At 74.6% G+C, this 24028-nt stretch carries 1 protein-coding gene; it reads right to left on the reverse strand.

The window, feature by feature from the left end:
• Position 1 precedes the first annotated feature (1 nt).
• Positions 2-23956 (reverse strand): non-ribosomal peptide synthase/polyketide synthase, encoded by a 23955-nt coding sequence (locus ACIOGZ_RS40340; RefSeq protein WP_400989590.1) that lies wholly within the window; start codon positions 23954-23956, stop codon positions 2-4.
• Positions 23957-24028 lie beyond the last annotated feature (72 nt).

Consider the following 24028-nt stretch of genomic DNA (forward strand, 5'->3'; position numbering starts at 1 on the left):
GTCAGTCCTCCTGGTGGGAAAGGGTGGTGGTGCCGTCGGTGTCGCCGGTCGTCTCGGTGATCCTGGCGGCCAGGATCGGCCCGATCTGGGCGAGCGAGCCGGCTTGGGTCATCCGGTCGTGCCGGGTGGTGATCTCGTGGGATTCGATCCGGCCGGCGACGTACGGGCGCCAGATTGCGGGCCCCGCGTTGTCCTCGGCCCGGTCGATCGTGGAGTTGAACAGCAGCAGGTCTCCGCCGAACCTGCCGGGGACGAAGTCGACCGCCAGCTTGGCGTTGTTGATCATGATCTCGACGATCACCTCGATCTGTCGCTCGTTCAGGCCGGCCAGCGCGCTGCCCCGCCGGTTCAGGACCTCGGCAACCTCGGCGTAGGTGATCTCCTGGTCGCCCAGCTCGTCCGGGTCGACGTCGAGCACCCCGACGAGCACGTCGCGCACGGTGGGCACCGGCACCTCCGCGAACTGCACGTCCTTCACCGGGTAGGCGTCGAGGATCGCCAGCAGTGCGGTCCGTTCGCCGCGCGACTGCAGCTCGCAGGCGAGCGCGTGGGCGATCAGCCCGCCGGCGGACCAACCGAGGAGCAGGTACGGGCCCTCCGGCTGGATCTTCTGGATCTGGTCGGCGTAGTCGGCCGCCATCTCCTCGTAGGACGTCGGCAGGGGTTCGGGCCGGCCGAGGCCGCGTGCCTGGATGGCGTAGACCGGGTGCTGCGGGCCGAGGTGGTTCAGCAGTCCGCTGTACGACCAGCTGATGCCGCCGCCGGGGTGGACGCAGAACAGCGGTGTGCCGGTCCCGGTCGAACGCAGCGGCAGCACCACGTCCAACGCGTCGTCGGGATTGTCCATGACCAGGCGCTCGGTGAGACCGGCCACGGTCGGCGCCTCGAACAGCATGCGCAGGCCCAACTCCAGGCCGAGCGTCTCGCGGACGCGGGAGGCCAGGCGGGCGGCCAGCAGCGAGTGCCCGCCCAGGTCGAAGAAGTTGTCGTCGATGCTCACCTGCTCCCGGCCGAGGACCTCGGCGACGAGACCGCACAGCAGTTGCTCCTGCGGCGTCCGGGGTCCGCGCCCGGCATCCGAGGCCCCGTACTCGGGGGCGGGCAGGGCGGCCCGGTCGAGCTTGCCGTTGGCGGTCAGCGGCAGCGCGTCCAGGGTGACGAACGCCGCCGGCACCATGTAGTCGGGCAGGTCGCGGCGCAGCCGGCCGGACAGCTCGGCCGCCTCGGGCGCGCCCTCGGGGGCGGGCACCAGGTAGGCGACCAGGCGCTTGTCGCCCGGCCGGTCCTCGCGGGCGACCACGGCCGCCTGGACGACGCCCGGGCAGCCCGCCAGGACGGCCTCGATCTCGCCGGGCTCGATCCGCAGGCCGCGCAGCTTGACCTGGTGGTCGGCGCGTCCGGCGAAGTCCAGCGCGCCGTCGGTCCGCCACGACGCGAGGTCGCCGGTGCGGTACATCCGGCTGCCGGACGGCCCGTACGGGTCGGCGGTGAAGCGCTCCGCCGTCAGGCCGGCCCGCCCGAGGTAGCCGCGGGCCACGCCCGTCCCCGCGAGGTACAGCTCGCCGACCATGCCGGTCGGCATCGGGCGCAGCCGGTCGTCGAGCACGTAGGCGCGCGTGTTCGCCATCGGCCGGCCGATCGGCACGGTCGCGGCGTGTTCGGGGAGGTCGCCCACCGGGTGCCAGGTGGCCAGGGTGGTGGCCTCGGTGGGCCCGTAGCCGTTGACCACCGCGATGCCGGGGCAGGCCGCCAGCACCCGGGCGACGGCGGCCGGGGAGACCACGTCGCCGCCGGTCCACACCTCGCGCACCCCGGCGAGCAGGCCCGGGCGCTCCTCGGCGACCAGGCGGAACAGTCCGGCCGTGAGCCACAGTCCGGTCACCCCGTTCGAGGTGATCGTGTGCTGGAGCAGGTCGAGGTCGAGCTGCTCCGGCGGCGCCACCACGACCCGGCCGCCGTTGAGCAGCGGGACCCACAGCTCGTAGGTGGAGAGGTCGAAGGCCGTCGGGGAGTGCATCAGCACCCGCTCGTGTCCACCGCCCCGCCATTCGGGGGTGAGCGCGAGGCCCGCCACGTCACGGTGGGTGACGGCCACGCCCTTCGGTCGGCCGGTCGAGCCGGAGGTGTACATGATGTACGCCAACTGCCCGGGTTCACAGGGGACTTCGACGTCGGACGGATCGGCGGCCTCGGACCGCACCAGTGCGGTGAGCACCTCCCGGGTGAGCACCAGGGCGGCCCCGCTCTCCCGCAGGATCAGGTCGATCCGGGAGGAGGGGAAGCGCGAGTCCAGCGGCACGTAGGCGCCGCCGGCCTTGATGATCGCCAGGATCGCCACGACCAGCTCCGCCGAGCGGTCCAGCATGACCGCGACCGGCGTCTCCGGCCGTACGCCCTGGCGGATCAGCGCCCGCGCCAGGCGGCCGGCCCGCTGGTCGAGCTCCGCGTAGGTCAGCTCGGTGCCGCCGGCCACGACCGCGACCGCCTCCGGGGTGGCCCGCACCTGGCGGGCGAACAGCTCCGGCACCGCGGCCCGGGGCAGCTCGGCCGCGGCGCCGTTGGAGCCGGCGAGCAGTCGGCGGCGTTCCTCGACGGGCATGATGTCGATCCGGCTGATCGGCCGGTCGGGGTCGGCGACGGCCGCGCGCAGCAGACGGGCCAGGCGCTCGAACAGCAGCTCCACGGTGGGCGCGTCGAACAGGTCGGTGGCGTACTCCACGGCGCCGACCAGGCCGTCGGGGGCCCCGTCCGGGCGGAACTGCTCGGCCAGGCTGAAGGTCAGGTCGACCCGCGCGGTCCCGGTCGGCGCCTCCAGGTGGCCGGTCTCCAGCCCCGGCAGCGCGAACTCGCCGAGCGGCGCGTTCTGCAGGGCCAGCATGATCTGGAACAGCGGGTGGTGGGCCAGCGACCGCGCGGGGTTGACCACCTCGACCAGGTACTCGAACGGCACGTCCTGGTGGTCGTACGCGCTGAGCGCCTTCTGCCGGACCCGGCCGAGCAGTTCGGCGAAGCCGGGGTCCCCGCCGGTGTCGGTGCGCAGCACCAGGGTGTTGACGAAGAAGCCGACGAGCTCGTCCAGCGCCTCGTCGGTACGGCCTGCGATCGGACTGCCGACCGGGATGTCCGTGCCGGCGCCGAGCCGGGTGAGCAGGGCCGCGAGTCCGGCCTGGAGCACCATGAACATGCTGGCGCCGCGCGCGGCGGCCAGGTCCCGCAGGGCCTGGTGCAGGTCGGCGTCCAGCCGGACCGCGACCCGGTCGCCCCGCTGGGAGGCCACCGGCGGACGCGGCCGGTCGGCGGGCAGCTGCAGCTGTTGCGGGACGCCGGCCAGCTCGTCCTTCCAGTAGGCCAGTTGCCGGGCGAACAGGCTGTCCGGGTCGGCGGTGTCCCCGAGCAGGTCGCGCTGCCAGGCGCTGTAGTCGGCGTACTGCACCGGCAGCGGGGACCACTGCGGGGCCTCGCCCCGGCAGCGGGCCGCGTAGGCCGCGGCGAGGTCACCGGAGAGCGGGCCCATCGACCAGCCGTCGGCGGCGATGTGGTGCACCACGACCAGCAGCGCGTGCCGGTCGGGGGCGAGCGCGTACAGCTCCGCCCGGACGGGCGGCTCCGCGGCCAGGTCGAAGCCGCGCCGGGCCGTCTCCGCCAGCCGTTCGGCCAGTGCGCTCTCGTCGATCTCCATCACCGGCAGCGCTGGGCGCGCCTGAGCGGCGCTCAGCACGACCTGGTACGGCACGCCGTCGATCTCGCGGAAGACCGTCCGCAGGCTCTCGTGCCGGGCGACCACGTCCGCGAGCGCGGCGTGCAGGGCCGGGCGGTCCAGTTCGCCGGTCAGGCTGAGCGCGAGCGGCATGTTGTAGGTGGCGCTCGGCCCGTCCATCCGGTGCAGGAACCACAGGCGGCGCTGGGCGAAGGAGAGCGGCACCCGGTCGGGGCGGGCCTGGGCGGTCAGTGCGGGCCGCACAGCTCCGGAGCCCTCCAGGCCGGCGGCCAGCCCGGCCACGGTCGGGGTCTCGAACAGCGTCCGGACCTCCAGCTCCGCGCCGAGGACCGCCCGGACCCGGGAGGCCAGGCGGGTCGCCAGCAGCGAGTGCCCGCCCAGGTCGAAGAAGCTGTCGTCGACGCCGACCTGGGCCAGGCCGAGCACCTCGGCGAACAGCTCGGCGAGGAGCTGCTCCTGCGGGGTGCGCGGCGCCCGTCCGGCCGCGACCGGGCCGAGGTCCGGTGCGGGCAGCGCACGGCGGTCGAGCTTGCCATTGGCCGTCAGCGGCAGCGCCTCCAGCGCCACGAACGCCGAGGGGACCAGGTAGTCGGGCAGCCGGTCCCGCAGCCAGTCGCGGAGTTCGCCCAGGAGGGCGCCGGCGCCCCGGTTGCCGGTCGGGCGGTTGGTCAGCGAGGACAGCGACGATCCCGTGGCCCGGGCCGGCCGGTACGCCTCGACCGGGGAGCCGTGGAGCGCCCGGGGGTCGGTGAAGACGACGTCCACGGCGTCCGCCGCGGTGGCCGACCAGGTGATGGCCGTCGAGCGGCCGAACTCCGACCCGAGGGCGTGGAAGTCCTCCGGATCGGGGAGGCCACCGTCCTCCGGGGCGTGCATCCGTTCCAGCAGCTCGGCGAGCGAGCCGTCCCCGTTCTGCACGGCCCGGGCCAGAGCGGCTTCCCGCGCCACCCGGCGGTTGGGCACCCCGGTGACCCGCAGCACGCCCGCGAGCGGCCGGACGAGCAGCTCGCGCAGTTCGGCCAGGCCGGCGACCTGCCGCCCCCACTCCAGCTCGACCGGCCGGCTCGTGGCCGCCGGGGTGACCGGTGGCTTGTGCAGCGTCACGTCGTAGCGGTAGCGGCTCAGTTCGTTGTGGTGTCGGCCGCGCTTGACCTCCACGGCCACCGCACCGATGTCCGCGCCGTGCTCCCGCAGGACGGTGAAGAAGTCCGGGTCGACCAGGAGCTCCTTCTCCACCCGCAGGGCCTGCTCCACCGTGCGGCGCACCGCCGTGAGGTCCGCACCTTCGCCGACCCGGTGGAGCTGGACGGCGGTGGCCAGCGGACGCAGCAGCCGCAGGTTGCGGACGTCGCCGACGAAGAGCGCGCCGCCGGGGGCCAGCAGCCCCATCAGCTTCCCGATCACGTCGGCGAGGTACTCGGCGGACGGGAAGTACTGCACCACCGAGTTGATCACGATGGTGTCGAACTCCCCGGCCGGGAGCCCGTCGGTGTCGTGCGCCGGGCGGGTCTGCAGCACCACGCGCCCGGCCAGGTCCTCCTGCCCGGCCACCTGGGCGGTGAGCGCCTCGATCGCGGTGGCGGAGAAGTCGGTCGCCCAGTACGTCTCGCAGTGCGGTGCGATCTGCGAGAGCAGCAGACCGGTGCCGACGCCGACCTCCAGCACCCGGCGGGGGCGCAGGGCCAGGATGCGGGCGACGGTCGCGTCCCGCCACTCCCGCATCTGCTCGACGGGGATCGGGCTAGCGTCGTAACTGCTGTTCCAGCCCACGAAGTTCTGGCCGAAGCCGGCGTCCTCGGGAGCGATGGGCAGGGCGTCGTAGATGTCCTGCCACTCGCCCACGTGGTCCGCTTCCAGGGCGCTGTCGCGGGCCTCCTCCTGGCGGGGGACGACGTAGCCGATGAGCCGGTCGTCCTGGGCGAGGACCGCGGCCCGGGCGACGGCCGGGTGCTCGGCCAGGGCCGTCTCGACCTCGCCGGGCTCGACCCGGAAGCCGCGCACCTTCACCTGGTCGTCCGCGCGGCCGACGTACTCCAGCTGCCCGTCGCCGAGCCAGCGGACCAGGTCGCCGGTGCGGTACATCTGAGCACCGGCTGGGCCGAACGGGCAGGCGACGAACCGTCCGGCCGTCAGGCGCGGCCGGTTCAGGTAACCGCGGGCCAGACCCGCGCCCGCGACGTAGAGCTCGCCGGGAACGCCGGGCGGCACCGGCCGCAGCCGGTCGTCCAGCACGTACACCCGGGCGTTGGCGATCGGCCGACCGATCGGCGGTACGCCCGCCCCCGGGGACAGCGGGTCGCTCATGGTCGCGCACACCGTCGTCTCGGTCGGACCGTACGCGTTGACCATCCGCCGGCCCGGCGCCCACCGGGCCACCAGCTCCGGCGGGCAGGCCTCCCCCGCCACGACCAGTGTCGACACCGCCACCGAGCGTTCCGGCACGGCGGCCAGGACGGACGGCGGCACGGTCGCGTGGGTGGCCGCCAGGCCCGGGTCGGTCAGCGCGGCCACCGGGTCCGCCGCCGGAGGCAGTACCAGGGCCGCACCGCGCAGCAGCGCGGTGTAGATCTCCGACACCGAGGCGTCGAAGCTGGGCGAGGCGAACTGGAGCACCCTGCTGCCGGGTTCGATCGCGAACCGCTCGATCTGGGCGGCGACCAGGCTCGCGACACCGCCGTGGGGGACCACGACACCCTTGGGGCGGCCGGTCGAGCCCGAGGTGTAGATCACGTAGGCCGGGTGCCGGACGTCGAGTGCGACGTCCGGGTCGGTGTCCGGCCAGTCGCCCTCGGCCACCATGGCGGCGTCGTCGACCATCAGCGCCGGGCGGGCGTCCGCCAGCATGAAGTCGATCCGCGCCTGCGGGTACACCGGATCCACCGGCAGGTACGCCGCCCCGGCCTTCAGGACGCCCAGGACCGCGACCACCGCCTCCACCGAGCGCGGCAGGGCCACCGCCACCAGCTGCTCCGGGCCCACCCCCCGGGCGATCAGCGCGTGAGCGAACCGGTTCGCCCGCGCGTTCAACTCCCGGTACGTCAACTCGACGTCGCCGCGGACGAGGGCGACCGCGTTCGGCGTCGCCGCCACCTGCGCCGCGAAGGCCTGCGGCACCGGGACGGCGCCCACCTCGCGGGCGGTCGCGTTGCCCCGTTCCAGCAGCCGGTGCCGCTCGTCGGAGTCGAGGAGGTCGATCCCCCCGATCGACCGGTCCGGGTCGGCGGTGACCGCCTCCAGCAGGAGCGTCCAGCGCCGCACGAGGGCTTCGACCGTCGAGCGGTCGAACAGGTCGGTGGCGTACTCCGCCGCGCCGACGATCCCGTCCGGGCTGCCGTCGGGGCCGAACCGCTCGACGAGGCTCACCCCGAGGTCGAACTTGGCGGTTCCGGTGGCCACCGCGTAGGTGGCCACCTCCAGGCCCGGCAGCGAGAACCGGCCCATCGGGGCGTTCTGCACGGCCAGGATGGTCTGGAACAGGGGGTGGTGGGACAGCGAGCGGGACGGGTTCAGCGCCTCCACCAGGTGCTCGAAGGGCACGTCCTGGTGGGCGTACGCCGACAGCGCCGTCTCCCGCACCCGCCCGAGCAGTTCGGCGAAGCTCGGATCACCGCTGGTGTCGGTGCGCAGCACCAGCGTGTTCACGAAGAACCCGACCAGGTCGTCCAACCCCTCGTCGGTACGGCCCGCGATCGGGCTCCCGATCGGGATGTCCGTCCCCGCACCCAGCCGCGTGTACAGCGCCGCCAGCGCCGCCTGCAGCACCATGAACAGACTGGTGCCGGTGTTCCGCGCCAGCTCGGTCAGAGCGGCGTGCAGTTCGGGGCTCAGCTCCAGGCCTACGTGGTCCCCGTGCCAGCCCGCGACGGCCGGCCGCGGCCGGTCGGCGGGCAGCCGGAGCAGCTCCGACAGGTCGGACAGCTGGCGCTTCCAGTAGCCGAGCTGCTCGGCGAACCGGCTCTGCGGGTCGGCTGCGTCGCCGAGCAGGTCGCGCTGCCAGAGCGTGTAGTCGGCGTACTGCACCGGCAGGTTCGACCGACTCGGCGCGCGGCCCTCGCTCCGGGCGGCGTACGCCTCGGCCAGGTCGCGGGCCAGCGGGCCGGTCGACCAGCCGTCACCGGCGATGTGGTGCATCACCAGCAGCAGCACGTGCTCGTCCGGCGCCACCGCGAACAGCTCCGCCCGCAGCGGCGGCTCCGCCGCCAGGTCGAAGGGCCGCCGGGCGAACTCGGCGAGCCGGTGGTGCAGCTCGGCCTGCGAGACCTCGGTCAACCCGGCCCGGGGCCGGGCCTCGGCCGGGTCCAGGACCCGCTGGCACGGGACGCCGCCCACCTCCGGGAACACCGTCCGCAGGCTCTCGTGCCGGGCCACCACGTCGGCCAGCGCCTCGTCCAGCGCCGCCCGGTCGAGCGTCCCGGTCAGCTGGAGCGCCAGCGGGATGTGGTAGGTCGCGGCCGCACCGTCCATGCGGTGCAGGAACCAGAGCCGGCGCTGGGCGAAGGACAGCGGTACGGCCTCCGGCCGCTCCCGCGCGGTCAGCGCCGGGCGAGCGTTGCCGGCCTCCATCAACGACCCGGCCAGACCCGCCACCGTGGGCTCCTGGAACAGCGCGCGCAGCCCCAGCTCCACGCCGAGCACCGAGCGCACCCTGGCGGCCAGCCGGGTGGCGAGCAGCGAGTGCCCGCCGAGGTCGAAGAAGTCGTCGTCGATCCCGACCTGCGGGCGACCCAGCACCTCGGCGAACAGCTCGCACAGGACCTGCTCCTGCGGGGTGCGCGGTGCCCGTCCCACAGCCGTGGTCACGTCCTCGGGCGCGGGCAGCGCGGCCCGGTCCAACTTCCCGTTCGGCGTCAGCGGCAGCGCCTCCAGCAGCACGAACGCCGACGGCACCAGGTAGTCCGGCAGGCGCTCACGCAGGTACGCCGCCAACTCCGCCGGACGGACGGTCGTGTCCGGACGAGCCGTGACGTAGCCGACGAGCCGGTCGTCCTGGGCCAGGACCGCGGACTGCGCGACGGCGGAGTGCCCCGCCAGGGCCGCCTCGATCTCGCCGAGTTCGACCCGGAAGCCACGGACCTTCACCTGGTCGTCGGCGCGGCCGACGTACTCCAGCTCCCCGTCGGCGCGCCGGCGCACCACGTCCCCGGTGCGGTACATCCGCTCGCCGACCGCCCCGAACGGGCAGGCGACGAACCGCCCCGCCGTCAGGCCCGGCCGGTCCAGATAGCCGCGCGCCAGCCCCGGCCCCGCGACGTACAGCTCCCCCGCCACGCCCGGCGGCACCAGGCAGAGCCGCTCGTCCAGCACGTACACCCGGAAGCCGGCGACCGCACGGCCGATCGGCGGCACGCCCGAGCCCGCCGCCAGCGGGGCGCTCATCGTCGCGCACACCGTCGTCTCCGTCGGACCGTACGCGTTGACCATCCGGCGCCCGGGCGCCCACCGCGCCACCAGCTCCGGCGGGCAGGCCTCGCCCGCCACCACCAGGGTGGTGGCCGTGAGGTCGGCGCCGTCCAGCGCGGCCAGGGCCGAGGGCGGCAGCGTCACATGGGTGACGTCGAGCCGGCGGTCCGTCAGGGCCTCCAGCGGGGCCTCGGCCGGGGCCAGGACGAGGGTGGCGCCGGTCAGCAGGGCGCTGCACAGGTCCCAGAACGACGCGTCGAAGCTGGGCGAGGCGAACTGGAGCACCCGGCTGCCGGGCACCACGCCGAGCCGCTCGACCTGCGCCGCCACCAGGCCCGACACGCCGCTGTGGCTCACCACCACGCCCTTGGGGCGGCCGGTCGAGCCCGAGGTGTAGATCACGTACGCCGGGTGCCGGACGTCGGGCACGACCACCGGATCGGTGTCCGGCCAGTCGCCCTCGGCCACCAGCGCCGGATCGTCGACCACCAGCGCCGGACGGGCGTCCTCCAGCATGAACGCGATCCGCGCCTTCGGGTACGCCGGATCCACCGGCAGGTACGCCGCCCCGGCCTTCAGCACGCCCAGGACGGCCACCACCGACTCCACCGACCGCGGCAGCGCCACCGCCACCAGCTGCTCCGTACCCACACCCCGGGCGATCAGGGCATGCGCGAACCGGTTCGCCCGGGAGTCCAACTGACGATACGTCAGCTCGACACCGCCGGAGACCAGCGCGACCGCATCCGGCGCCGCCGCCACCCGCGCCGCGAACAGCGCCGGCAGGCTCGCCGCGGCCTCCCCTTCCTCCACGGCGGGGAGCAGCTCACCGCTCTCCTCGGCGGACAGCAGGTCGATCCCGCCGATCCGCCGGTCCGGAGCCGCGGCGACCGCGGCCAGCAACCTGGTCCAGCGGGCGACCAACGTCTCGACCGTCGCGCGGTCGAACAGGTCGGTGCTGTACTCGACCGCGCCGCCGAGCCCGGCCGGCGCACCGCCGGGCCCGTACTCCTCCGCGAGGCCGAAGGTCAGGTCGAGCCGCGAAGTCCCGGTGGGCACCGCCACTCCGGAGACCCGGAGGCCGGGGAGTTCGAAGTCGCCGCCCGGCGCGTTCTGCACGACCAGCCCGGTCTGGAACAGCGGGTGGTACGACAGCGACCGGGACGGGTTCAGTGCCTCCACCAGGTGCTCGAACGGCACGTCCTGGTGCCCGAACGCCTCCAGCGCCGCCTCCCGCACCCGCCCCACCAGCTCGGCGAACGACGGATCACCGCCGGTGTCCGTGCGCAGCACCAGCGTGTTGACGAAGAACCCGACGAGGTCGTCCAGCGCCTCGTCCGTACGCCCCGCGATCGGGCTCCCGATCGCGATGTCCGTCCCCGCGCCCAACCGCGTGTACAGCGCGGCGAGCGCCGCCTGCAGCACCATGAACAGCGTCGCACCCGATCGCCGCGCCAACTCCACCAGGGCGGCGTGCAGTTCGGCGTCGATCCGGATGTCCAGCAGGTCGCCGCCGTACGACATGGCGGCCGGGCGCGGCCGGTCGGCGGGCAGTTGCAGCTGGTCGGGCAGCCCGGCCAGCGCCTCGGTCCAGTAGCCGATCTGGCGGGCGAACACGCTGCCCGCGTCGTGCTCGTCGCCGAGGATCTCGCGCTGCCACAGGGTGTAGTCGCCGTAGGTCACCGGCAGCGGCGGCCACGCGGGTGTCCCGCCGCCCTGCCGGGTGGCGTAGGCGGTGGCGAGGTCGTGGGCCAGCGGGTCCATCGACCAGCCGTCGCCGGCGATGTGGTGCATCACCAGCAGCAGCACGTGCTCGTCCGGCGCCACCGCGAACAGCTCGGCCCGCAGCGGCACGTCCGAGGTCAGGTCGAAGCCGCGCACCGCCGCCTCGCGCAGCAGGGCCGGCAGCTCCGCCTCGCCGGCCGCGCGCGCCGTCAGCGGGACGACGGCCTCGGCGGCCTCCAGCACCCGCTGGTGCGGGACTCCGCCGGTGTGCGGGAAGACCGTGCGCAGGGTCTCGTGCCGGGCCACCACGTCCACCAGCGCGGCGCCCAGGGCGGCCCGGTCGAGGCGGCCGGACAGCCGCAGGGCCAGCGGCAGGTGGTAGGTGGCACTCGGTGCGCCGAACTGCTGGAGGAACCAGAGCCGGCGCTGGGCGAACGACAGCGGCATCGGCTCACGGCGCGGCCGGGGCACCAGGGCCTGCCGCGCGGTGCCCGCGCCGTGCAGCCCGGCCGCGAGCCCGGCGGGCGTCGGCGTCCGGAACAGGCTGCGCAGCTCCAGCTCGACGCCGAGGGTCGCCCGGACCCGCGACATCAGGCGGGTGGCGAGCAGGGAGTGCCCGCCCAGGTCGAAGAAGTCGTCGTCGACCCCGACCCGCGGCACGCCCAGGACCTCGGCGAACAGCTCGCACAGGATCTGCTCCTGCGGGGTGCGCGGCGCGCGCCCGGCTCCGGCCGGGCCGAGGTCGGGGGCGGGCAGCGCCGCGCGGTCCAGCTTCCCGTTCGGCGTCAGCGGCAGTGCGTCCAGGAGCACGAAGGCCGACGGCACCAGGTGGTCCGGCAGCCGCTCGCGCAGGTACGCCGCCAGTGCCGCCGCAGTGGCCGGGTCCTGCGTCGAGGCCACCGCGTACGCGACGATCCGGGTCTCGCCCGGCCGGTCCTCGCGGGCGAGCACCGCGACCTGGGCCACGCCCGGGTGCGCGGCCAGCTCCGCCTCGATCTCGCCGGGCTCGACCCGGAAGCCGCGCACCTTCACCTGGTGGTCCACCCGGCCCGCGAACTCCAGCTCGCCGTCGGCCGACCACCTGACCAGGTCACCGGTGCGGTACATCAGCGCGCCCGCCGGGCCGTACGGGTTCGCGACGAACCGCGTGGCGGTGAGCCCGGGCCGGTTCAGGTAGCCGCGGGCCAGCCCCGCCCCGGCCAGGTACAGCTCACCCGTCACGCCGGGGGCGACCGGCCGCAGGGCCGGATCCAGCACGTACGCCCGGCAGTTGTCGATCGGACGGCCGATCGGCACCGGAAGCGGGCAGTCGGCGGGGTCGGCCGGCAGCGGGAAAGCGGTGATCACGTGGGTCTCGGCAGGCCCGTAGTGGTTGTGCAGCGTCCGGCCCGGGCGACGGGCCTGGAAGCGGCGCACCGCGCCGCCGAGCCGCATCGCCTCGCCGGCCTGCGCGACCAGCCGCAGACTCGGCAGCTCCAGCCCGGCCTCCTCGGCGGCCTCGGCCAGCGCCTCGACCACCAGGTTGGGTGCGAACAGCTCGGCGACCCGGTGCCGGTCGAGCCAGTGCGCGAACAGTTCGGCGCTGCGGCGCTGCTCCTCGGTCGGCACGACCAGGGTCTTGCCGTACAGCAGCGCGGAGAGCACCTCCTGCACCGAGACGTCGAAGCTGATCGCGGTGAACTGCGCGGTGCGGGTGCCGGGTTCGCCGCCGACGGCCTCGTGGTGCCACGCCAGCAGGTTCAGCAGCCCTGCGGCGGGCATCACCACGGCCTTGGGCCGGCCGGTGGAGCCGGAGGTGTAGATGACGTAGGCCGGGTGCCGCGCGTCCACGGCGACGGCCGGGTCGTGCTCCGGCCGCTCCTCTGCCGGGGTGACGGCCGCGAGGTCGTCCAGGACGACGGCCGGCCGGGCGTCCTCCAGCATGTACGCGATGCGGGCGGCCGGGTAGTCCGGGTCGACCGGCAGGTACGCCGCGCCCGTCTTGAGCACGGCGAGGACGGCGACCACCAGCTCGGCGGAGCGCGGCAGCCGCAGGGCGACGACCTGCTCCGGCCCCACCCCGCGCGCGATCAGCGCGTGCGCCAGGCGGTTGGCCCGGCGGTTCAGCTCGCGGTACGTCAGCACGGTGTCCTCGAACACCACCGCCGGGGCCTGCGGGGTCGCCCGGACCTGCGCCTCGAAGAGGGCCGGCAGGCCGTCGGCGGGAACCGGTCGGGCGGTGTCGTTGCGCGCCACCAGCAGCTCGTGCCGCTCCTCGGCGGTGAGGACGTCGATCCGGCTCAGCGGCCGGTCCGGCTCGGCGACCACCGCCGCCAGCAGGCGCAGCCACCGGGCGACCAGCGCCTCCACCGTGGTGTGCTCGAACAGGTCGGTGCTGTACTCGACCCGCCCGACGATGCCCTCGGCCGGCCCGCCGGTGCCGCCGCGCTCCAGCAGGTGGAAGCCGAGGTCGAACATCGCCGTGGGCGTGCGGACCAGGAGGATCTCGGCGCCCAGACCGCTCAGCTCGAACTCCGTGCGGGGCACGTTCTGCAGCGCGAGCAGCACCTGGAACAGCGGCTGACGGGCGAGCGACCGGGACGGGTTGAGGGCCTCGACGACGTGCTCGAACGGCAGGTCCTGGTGGGCGTACGCGCCGAGCGCGTCCTCCCGGACCCGGCCCAGCAGCTCGGCGAACGACGGGTCGCCCGAGGTGTCGGTCCGCAGCACCAGGGTGTTGACGAAGAAGCCGACGAGGTCGTCCAGCGCCTGGTCCGTCCGGCCGGCGATCAGGCTGCCGACCGGGATGTCGTCGCCCGCGCCGAGCTTGTCCAGCACCGCCGCCAGCGCGGCCTGCAGCACCATGTAGACGCTGGCCCCGTGCTCCCGGCCCAGGCGCACCAGTGCGCCGTGCAGTTCCGCGTCCAGGTCGATCGCGAGGTGGCCGCCGGCATATGAGGGTGCGGAGGGGCGGTGGCGGTCGACGGGAAGCCGGATCTGCTCGGGCAGGTCCGCCAGCGTCCGTGTCCAGTAGGCCGTCTGGCGGGCGAACAGGCTGTCCTGGTCGGCCGCGTCGCCAAGCAGCTGGTGGTGCCACAGGGTGTAGTCGGCGTACTGGACGGGCAGCGGCGCCCACTGCGGTTCCTCGCCCCGGCAGCGCGCCGCGTACGCGGTGGCCAGGTCGGCCGACAATGGGCCCAGCGACCAGCCGTCACCGGCGATGTGGTGGACCACCACCAGCAGCACGTGCTCGTCCGGTGCCGTCTCGAACAGCTCGGCACGCAGGGGTGGTTCGGTGGCGAGGTCGAATCCGCGCGCCGCGGCCGCCACCAGCAGCTCCGGCAGGTCCGTCCCGCCGGTCCTGGTGACCGGCAGCCGCGGCCGGACCGTCCGCGCGTCCAGCACGTCCTGGTACGGCACCCCGTCGACCTGCGGGTAGACCGTGCGCAGGCTCTCGTGCCGGTTGACGACGTCAGCCAGCGCCTCCTCCAGGGCCGCCCGGTCCAGTGGGCCGGAGAGCCGCCACGCCAGCGGCATGTTGTAGACCGAACCGGCGCCCTCCAACTGGTCCAGGAACCACAGCCGGCGCTGCGCGAAGGACAGCGGGACCCGGTCGGGCCGGTCAACGTGGCGCAGCGCGAGCCGCGCCTGGCCGGCTCGGCCGAGTCCGGCGGCCAGCCCGGCCACCGTCGGCGTCTCGAACAGGCTGCGCAGTTCCAGTTCGACGCCCAGGGTGGCACGCGCCCGGGCCACCAGCCGAGTCGCCAGCAGCGAGTGTCCGCCGAGCTCGAAGAAGTCGTCGTCGACCCCGACCTCGGCCACGCCCAGCACCTCGGCGAACACCTCTGCGAGGACGTGTTCCTCCAGTGTGCGCGGGGCCCTGCCGGTCCTCGGCGCGGTGCGGACGGGTGCGGGCAGCGCGCGCCGGTCCAGCTTGCCGGTGGCGGTCAGCGGCAGGCTCCCCAGGGGCACGAAGGCAGCCGGGACCATGTAGTCCGGCAGTCGCTCGCGCAGGTGGGCCCGCAGCTCGTCCGGCCGGAGTTCCGCCCCGGCGACGGCCACCGGGTAGGCGACCAGCCGCACGTCCCCTGCGCGGTCCTCCCGGACGGTCACCGCGACCTGGGCGACCTGCGGATGTTCCGCCAATGCCGCCTCGATCTCGCCGAGTTCGATCCGGAAGCCGCGCACCTTGACCTGGTCGTCGGTCCGGCCGAGGAACTCCAGGTTCCGGTCGGCGCCCCAGCGCACCAGGTCGCCGGTGCGGTACATCTGCGTACCGCGCGGACCGAACGGGTCCGCCACGAACCGTGCCGCGGTGAGCGCCGGCCGGTTCAGGTAGCCGCGGGCCAGGCCCGCGCCGGCGAGGTACAGCTCACCCGCCACGCCCGCGGGCACGGGCTGCAGCGTGCTGTCGAGGACGTACAGCCGGATACCCCCGAGCGGCCGGCCGATCACCGGGCGCGGACTCGATTCCAGCGGTGCGACGACGGCGTCCACCGTGCATTCGGACGGCCCGTAGTAGTTCAGGCAGGACACGCGGTCGACGGCCCGCAGCCGCTCCCACAGCTGGTCCGGAACGGCCTCCCCGCCCATCGAGACCACCGCGGGACGGCGCCCCGGGTCGTCCAGGAGCCCCCGTCCGACGAGCACTTGCAGATAGGACGGGGTGGCGTTGACGTAGTCCAGGCCGGCGCGCTTGACGTAGTCGACGAAGGCGTCCGGGTCGGACCAGGTCGCCTCGTCCAGGACGTGCAGCTCGTGGCCCGCGTACAGGCTGGACAGCTGGTCGCAAGAGGCGTCGAAGGACACCGAGGTGGTCAGCCCGATCCGCAGCCGCTCCTTCGTCCCCCGGGGGAACAGCAGCGGACGCTGGCTGACGAACAGGTTGAGCAGGCCGCCGTGGGTCGACACCACGCCCTTGGGCCGGCCGGTGGAGCCGGAGGTGTAGATCACGTAGGCCGGGTGCCTCGGTTCGACGGCCACCAGGGGGTCCGTCGCGGGGCAGTCGGCCACCAGCGCGGCTGTCGCCGGGTCGTCGAGCACCAGCCACCCGGCCGGGCGGGCCTCCGGCAGCCGGTCCCGGGTCCGGGCATCGGTCACCACCAGGACCGGGCCGGCGTCGTCCATCATGTGCCCGATCCGCGTGGCCGGGTACTCGGGATCGACCGGGACGTAGGCCGCCCCGGTCTTGAGCACCGCGAGGATCGCCACCACCAGCTCGGCCGACCTCGGCAGGGCCACCGCCACCATCCTCTCCGGCCCCGCGCCCCGCACGATCAGGGCGTGCGCCAACCGGTTCGCCCGCTCGTCCAACTCCTCGTACGTCAGCGAGACGTCACCGCACACCAAGGCCACCAGGTCCGGCGTCGCCCGCACCTGTGCCCGGAACAGCTCCGGCGCGCTCGCGGCCGGAAGCTCCACCTCCGGTCCGGTGCCCAGTGCCGTCAGCTCATCGCGCTCCTCCGCGGAGAGAAGGCCGTACCGGCTCAGCCGCCGCTGCGGGTCGGCGACCGCGGCGCGGAGAAGTCGCTCCAGGCGCCCGAACATCGTCTCGACGGTGGCCGGGTCGTAGAGGTCGTCGGCGTACTCGACGATCCCGTCGATTCCCTCCGGGGAACCGTCCCGCGCCTGCCGCTCGGACATGGTGAAGATCAGGTCGAGTTTGGCGGTGGTCGTCGCCAGGGGCATGTCGTCGACGTGCAGCCCGGGCGGGGCGAAGTCGGCCCGGGGCGCGTTCTGCAGCGCCAGCATCACCTGGAACAGCGGGTGGTGCGCCAGCGACCGCGCCGGGTTGAGGGCTTCGACCAGGTGCTCGAACGGCAGGTCCTGGTGGGCGTACCCGGCCAGCGAGGTGTCCCGGACCCGCGCCAGCAGCTCGGCGAAGGTCGGATCGCCCGAGGTGTCGGTGCGGAAGACCAGGGTGTTGACGAAGTAGCCGACCAGCTCGTCCAGTGCCTGGTCGGTCCGGCCGGCGACCGGGCTGCCGACCGGGATGTCGTCGCCCGCGCCGAGCTTGCTCAGCAGTGCCGCCAGTCCGGCCTGGAGGACCATGAACAGACTGGTGCCGTGTTCCCGGGCGAGCTCGCGCAGACCGCGGTGCAGCTCCGCGTCCAGTCCGACGTGCACGAAGCCGCCCCGGTGCGAGGCGACCGCCGGGCGGGGCCGGTCGGCGGGCAGCTGGATCCGCTCCGGGAGATCGGCCAACTGCCGTGTCCAGTAGGCCGCCTGGCGGGCGAGCAGGCTGTCCGGCTCGGCGGATCCACCGAGCAGCTCGTGCTGCCAGAGGGTGTAGTCGGCGTACTGGACCGGCAGTTCCTCCCACTGCGGTTCCTCGCTGCGGCAGCGCGCCGCACAGGCGGCGGTCAGGTCCTGCGCGAGCGGACCCATCGACCAGCCGTCACCCGCGATGTGGTGGAGCACCACCTGGAGCACGTGCTCGTCCGGCGCCAGCTCGAACAGGTCGACCCGCAGCGGCGCATCGCCCGCCAGGTCGAACGGCCGGTCCTTCGCCGCCGCCATCAGGGCGGGCAGCTCGGCCTCGGTGGTCCGGCTCACGAGCAGCCGCGGGCGGCCCGCCACGACGTCCAGCACCTGCTGGTGCGGCACGCCGTCCACCGCCGGGAAGACGGTGCGCAGGCTCTCGTGTCGCCCGACCACGTCCGCCAGGGCGGCCTCCAGGGCCCGCCGGTCCAGGGCCCCGGACAGCCGCCAGGCCAGGGAGATGTGGTAGTTGGCGCCGGCGCCCTCCAGCTGGTGCAGGAACCACAGCCGCCGCTGCGCGAACGACAGCGGGATCACCTCGGGGCGCTCGCGCCGTACCAGGGCGGCCTGAGCCGGTCCGGCCGCCGCCAGGGCGGCGGCCAGGCCGGCCGGGGTCGGCGCCTCGAACAGGGTCCGCAGCGGCATCTCCACGCCGAGCGTCGCGCGGATCCGGGCGGCCAGCCGGGTGGCCAGCAGCGAGTGCCCGCCCAGATCGAAGAAGCCGTCCTCGACGCCGACCGAGGTCGCGCCGAGGACCTCGGCGAACAGCTCACACAGGACCTGCTCCTGCGGGGTGCGCGGCGCGCGGCCGGTGCCCGCGGTGGCGAGGTCGGGAGCGGGCAGGGCCCGGCGGTCCAGCTTGCCGTTGGCGGTCAGCGGCAGCGCGTCCAGCACCACGAAGGCCGACGGCAGCATGTGCTCGGGCAGCCGCCCGGCCAGGTGCGCGCGCAGGTCGGCCGCGCGCGGTGCGGTGCCGGTGGCGGGCACCAGGTAGGCGACCAGCCGGGTGTCGTCGGCCCGGTCCTGCCGGGCCAGCACGGCGACCTGGGCGACGCCGGGGTGCGCGGCGAGGGCCGCCTCGATCTCGCCGAGCTCGATCCGGAAGCCGCGCACCTTCACCTGCTGGTCGGCCCGGCCGACGTAGCGCAGGCTGCCGTCCGCCGCCCGGCGCACCACGTCGCCGCTGCGGTACATCCGGGAGCCGGCCGGCCCGAACGGGTCGGCCACGAACCGCCCGGACGTCAGACCCGGCCGGTTCAGGTAGCCGCGCGCCAGGCCCGCGCCCGCGACGTACAGCTCGCCCGCGACGCCCGGGGCGACCGGGCACAGGCCGCCGTCGAGCACGTACGCCCGCAGGTCCGGGATCGCCGTGCCGATCTGGCCGGCCGGGGTACCGGACCGGTCGAGTGCCGCGTGGGTGACGTGCACCGTGGTCTCGGTGATGCCGTACATGTTGACCAGCCGCGGCGCGTCGTCCGGGTGCCGCTCGTACCAGCTCGCGAGGCGGGCGGGCTCCAGCGCCTCGCCGCCGAACACCACCGTGCGCAGGGCGAGTTCACGGCCGGTCCCGGGCGCCTCGGCGTCCGCCTGGATCAGCTGGTGGAAGGCGGACGGCGTCTGGTTGAGCACGGTCACCCGCTCGCGGGCGAGCAGTTCCAGGAACCGGCCGGGCGAGCGGCTGGTCTCGTGGTCCACGACCACCAGCCGGCCGCCGTGCAGCAGCGCGCCCCACAGCTCCCACACCGAGAAGTCGAAGGCGTAGGAGTGGAAGAGCGTCCAGACGTCCTCGGCGGAGAAGCCGAACAGTTCCCGGGTGGTGTCGAACAGCCGCACCACGTTCCGGTGCGGGACCACGACGCCCTTGGGGTCGCCGGTGGAGCCGGAGGTGTGGATGACGTAGGCGGGGTGGGCGGGGTCGACCGCGACCTCCGGGTCGGTGTCCGGCTGTCCGTCCAGGTCGGCGGTGTCCAGCAGCAGCCGGTCCACGCCGTCCGCTCCGGGCAGGTCGCCGGTCCGGCCGGTCGTCACGAGCAGCGCGGGCCGGGCGTCCTGGAGCAGGTAGGAGATCCGGGCCGCGGGGTACTCCGGGTCCACCGGCACGTACGCGGCGCCGGCCTTGAGCACCGCGAGGATCGCGACCACCAGCTCGGCCGAGCGCGGCAGCGCCACCGCCACCAGCCGCTCCGGCCCCACGCCCCGGCCGATCAGGGCGTGTGCGAGCCGGTTGGCCCGGGCGTTCAACTCGCCGTAGGTCAGGGCGACTTCGCCGTCCTTGAGGGCGACGGCGGCCGGGTTCGCCCGGACCTGCCGCTCGAAGAGCGCGGGGATGCCGGTCTCCGGCAGCTCGCCGTCCCGGTCTTCGCCGGCCGTCAGCAAGGCGCTCAGCTCGTCGGCGGACAGCACGTCCACCCGGCCGATCCGCCGGCCGGGGTCGGCGACCACGGCCCGCAGCAGTCGCAGCCACCGCTCGACGATCCCGGCGGCGGTGGCCCCGTCGAACAGGTCGGTGCTGTACTCCAGGACGCCCGAGAGGCCGTCGGGCTGCTCGGCCAGGACGAAGGTCAGGTCGCACTTGGCCGTCCCGGTCTGGACCAGATCGGTCGCCACCCGCAGCCCCGGCAGCTCGAACGCGCCGAGCGGAGCGTTCTGCAGGGCGAGCATGGTCTGGAACAGCGGGTGGTGCGCCAGCGTCCGGGACGGGTTCAGTGCCTCCACCAGCTGCTCGAACGGCACGTCCTGGTGCGCGTACGCGGCGAGCGCGTCGGCGCGCACCCGGCCGAGCAGTTCGGTGAAGGACGGGTCGCCCGACAGGTCGGTGCGCAGCACCAGGGTGTTGACGAAGAAGCCGACCAGGTCGTCCAGCGCCTCGTCGGTGCGTCCGGCGATCGGCGTTCCGATCGGGACATCGGTACCGGCGCCGAGCTTGCCCAGCAGCGCGGCCAGCCCGGCCTGGAGCACCATGAACAGGCTGGCCCCGCCGTCCCGGGCGAGCGCGCGCAGGCCCTGGTGCAGCTCGGCGTCGATCCGCACCGGCAGCTGGGCGCCCCGGTAGGACATCGCCGTCGGCCGGGGCCGGTCGAACGGCAGCTCCACCTGCTCGGGCAGGTCCGCCAGCTGCGCGCGCCAGTAGGCGAGTTGGCCGTTCAGCAGGCTGTCCGGGTCCGAGCCGTCGCCGAGCAGGTCCCGCTGCCACAGGGCGTAGTCGGCGTACTGGACGGTCAGCGGCGCCCAGTCCGGTTTCGCGCCCTCGGCGCGGGCCGCGTAGGCGGTCGTCAGGTCCTGCGAGAGCGGCCCCGTCGACCAGCCGTCACCGGCGATGTGGTGCACCACCAGGAGGAGCACGTGCTCCTCCCGTCCCAGCCGGAACAGTTCGGCGTGCAGCGGCGGCTCCGCGGCGAGGTCGAATGCGCGCCGGGCCGCCTCGGCCAGCCGGTCCGGCAGGTCACGCTCGCCGACCTCGGTCATCCGCAGCCGCGGCCGGGCCGCGTCGGGGTCCAGCACCCGCTGGTACGGCACGCCGTCGACCGCCGGAAACACCGTGCGCAGGCTCTCGTGCCGCTCGACCAGGTCCGCGAGGGCGGCCGCCAGGGCCCGCTGGTCCAGCTCTCCGGACAGCCGCAGCGTCAGCGGGATGTTGTACGTGGCGCTCGGGCCCTCCATGCGGTGCAGGAACCAGAGCCGGCGCTGCGCGAAGGACAGCGGGACCGTCCCCGGCCGCTCCCGCCGTCCCAGGGCCGGCCGTGCCCGGCCGGCGGCGTCCACCGCCGCCGCCAGCTCCGCCACCGTCGGCGCGTCGAACAGGTCGCCCAGCCGCAGTTCCACGCCGAGGATCGTCCGCGCCCGAGCGACCAGCCGGGTGGCCAGCAGCGAGTGCCCGCCGAGGTCGAAGAAGCTGTCGTCCAAGCCGGGCTCGGACACCCCGAGGACCTCGGCGAACAGCCCGACGAGCAGGTGCTCGGTCGCGGTGCGCGGGGCGCGGCCCGGCGTGGCGGGCTGTGACTCGGGCGCGGGGAGGGCCCGCCGGTCGAGCTTGCCGTTCGGCGTCAGCGGCAGTGCGTCCAGGACCACGAACGCCGACGGCACCATGTACTCCGACAGCCGCTCGCGCAGCCGGGCCCGCAGGTCGTCCGGCTGGACGACCTGCCCCGCCGCGGGAACGGCGTAGGCGACCAGCCGGGGTTCCTCCTCGTTGCGCACCGTCACGGCGGCCCGGGCGACCTGGGGGTGTTCGGCGAGCACGGCCTCGACCTCGCCGAGCTCGACCCGGAAGCCGCGAACCTTGACCTGGTCGTCGGTCCGGCCGAGGAACTCCAGGTTCCCGTCCGGGTTCCAGCACACCAGGTCCCCGGTGCGGTACATCCGCGATCCGGACGGCCCGAAGGGGTCCGCCACGAAGCGCCCGGCCGTCAGCACCGGCCGGTTCAGGTAGCCCCGGGCCAGTCCCGCGCCCGCGATGTACAACTCACCCGGCACGCCGGTCGGCAGCGGCCGCAGGGCGCCGTCGAGCACGTGCAGCCGGGCGTTGGTGACGGGTCGGCCGATGACCGGGCGCGGGCTCGAACCCACCGGCGCGACCACCGAGTTGACCGTGCACTCGGACGGCCCGTAGAGGTTGAGTCCGCGAACCCCTCCGGCCTCCCGCAGGTCCGCCCAGAGCTGCTCGGGGACGGCCTCGCCGCCCGCCGCGACCAGCGTCGGCCGCCACTGCGGATCGCTCAACAGCCCGTGCGTGACCAGGACCCGGAGGTAGGACGGGGTGGCCTCGATGTAGTCGAGCCCGCAGCGCGCGGCGTAGCCGACGAAGGCGTCCGGGTCGGTCCAGGTCGCGTGGTCCAGAACGTGCAGCTCGTGGCCCCCGAACAGGGCGAGCAGCTGGTTCAGGGAGGCGTCGAAGGACACCGACGTGGTCAGCGCGACCCGCAGCCGCTGCCGTCCGTCGAGCACCGGCCGGAACATGGCCTGCCGGTGGTCGGTGAGCAGGTTCAGCAGGCCGCCGTACGTCGGCAGCACGCCCTTGGGCCGCCCGGTGGAGCCGGAGGTGTAGATGACGTACGCCGGGTGTGCCGGATCGACGGCCACCCTCGGGTCCGTATCCGGCAGCGCGTCCAGGTCGGCGGTGTCAAGCACCAGCCGGTCGACGGAGCCCGCCTCGGGCAGCCGCTCGCCGCTGCGGGCGTCGGTCACCAGCAGCGTCGGCCGCGCGTCGTCGAGCAGGTACCCGATCCGGGCGGCCGGGTACTCCGGGTCGACCGGGACGTACGCCGCGCCGGTCTTCAGCACCGCGAGGATCGCCACCACCAGCTCGGCCGAGCGCGGCAGCGCCACCGCCACCAGCCGCTCCGGTCCGGCGCCGCGGGCGATCAGGGCGTGCGCCAGCCGGTTCGCGCGCGCGTCCAGCTCCGCGTACGTCAGCGAGACGTCCCCGCAGACCAGCGCGACGACGTCCGGGGTCGCCCGCACGTGCTCCCGGAACAGCTCCGGCAGGCTCGCGGCCGGGACCGCCGCCGCCGGCCCGCTGCCGACGGCCGCCAGCTCGCCGTGTTCCTCGGCCGTGAGCAGCTCGATCCGGCCCACCAGGTCGTCCGGGTCGCAGTCCGCGAGGGTGTCGAGCAGCAGGAGCAGCCGCTGCCGGTGCGCGGCGAGGTCGTCGTCGCCGTACGCCTGCGGTGCGCCGTGGAGCCTGAGGAGCGGGGGGTTGCCGTCCCGGTAGTCGAACACCCAGACGGCGAGGTCGGTGGTCGAGCCCGACACGAAGTGGTGCACGGAGGCGGGGTGCCCGGCGAAGCTCGGCCTGGAGTTGAAGGCCATGATGTTGACGATCAGCGGGAACGCCGTCCCGATGCCGCCGGGCGCGCCGAGGTCGCGCAGCAGGTCCTCACTGCGGTAGCGCTCGTGCGCGACGGCCGCCTCGACCTCCCGTGCCGTCTGGGCGACGAGCTCGCGCCACGACATGTCCGGCCGCACCGTCATCCGCAGCGGCACCACGTTGGACATCGTGCCGGGCACGGCCATCAGGTCGCGGTCGGCGCCCCGGCGGGCGGTGACGGGCAGGGCGAGCACCACGTCCTGGGCGCCGGTCAGCCGGTGAGCGTAGAGCGCCGTCGCCGCGATCAGCAGCCGGGACCACCGGACGCCGACCCGGCCGGCCGCCGCCCGCAGGGCGTCCGGGCGCCGCAGTTCCCGTTCCTCGGCCAGCCGGAGGGCGAGGTTGGGGTCGGTCGGGGAGGCGCCGGTGAGCCGGGTGGGGGCGGGCCGGTCCGCGAACCGCTCCGTCCAGTAGGCGCGGTCGGCGGCGAAGTCGGTGGACGAGCGGTAGGCGGCGTCGCTGTCGACCAGGTCCCGCAGGGAACCGAACGGGGACGGCGGCACGGCGCCGCCCCCGGCCAGCGCCGAGTACACCTCGCCGACCCGCTGCCGGACCAGCGAGCTGCTCAGCGCGTCCAGCACCACGTGGTGGTAGTTCAGGTACCAGAGGTACTCGGTCGGTGACAGCCGGATCAGCGCGTGCCCGAACAGCGGGTCGCGGGAGAGGTCCAGCGGGCGCAGCAGGTCACGTTCCATCCACTCCCGGGCCGCCGCACGGGGGTCGGGCTCCCCGCTGAGGTCGAGGTGCGCCGGCGCCCAGTCCCAACTCTCCCGGAGGACCTGGCGCGGGCCCTCGCCGTCGTCGAGGAAGCTCACGTGCAGGGCGTCGGCCTCGTCGACCACCCGGCGCACCGCGGTCTCGAACAGCTCCCGGTCCACCGGCCCGTGGATCTCCAGGCACTCACCGACGCGGTAGCCCGGGATCGGGTTCCGGGACCGCTGTTCGGCGAGCCAGATCTCGCGCTGGGCCGCTGTCAGGGGAAGGGTGTCGCCATCGCGACGGGACATGGGGGTACCTCCGAGAGTGTGGGCAGGCGTGGTCGCAGGGCGCGCCGGAGCACACCGATCGCGGTGACGTCA

The sequence above is a fragment of the Kitasatospora sp. NPDC088160 genome (assembly GCF_044741445.1).
Taxonomy (GTDB): Bacteria; Actinomycetota; Actinomycetes; order Streptomycetales; family Streptomycetaceae; genus Kitasatospora.

Bases quoted from the DNA above. Each gene is read 5' to 3' on its own strand.
- ACIOGZ_RS40340 (WP_400989590.1), bottom strand. From the start codon at position 23,956: ATGTCCCGTCGCGATGGCGACACCCTTCCCCTGACAGCGGCCCAGCGC.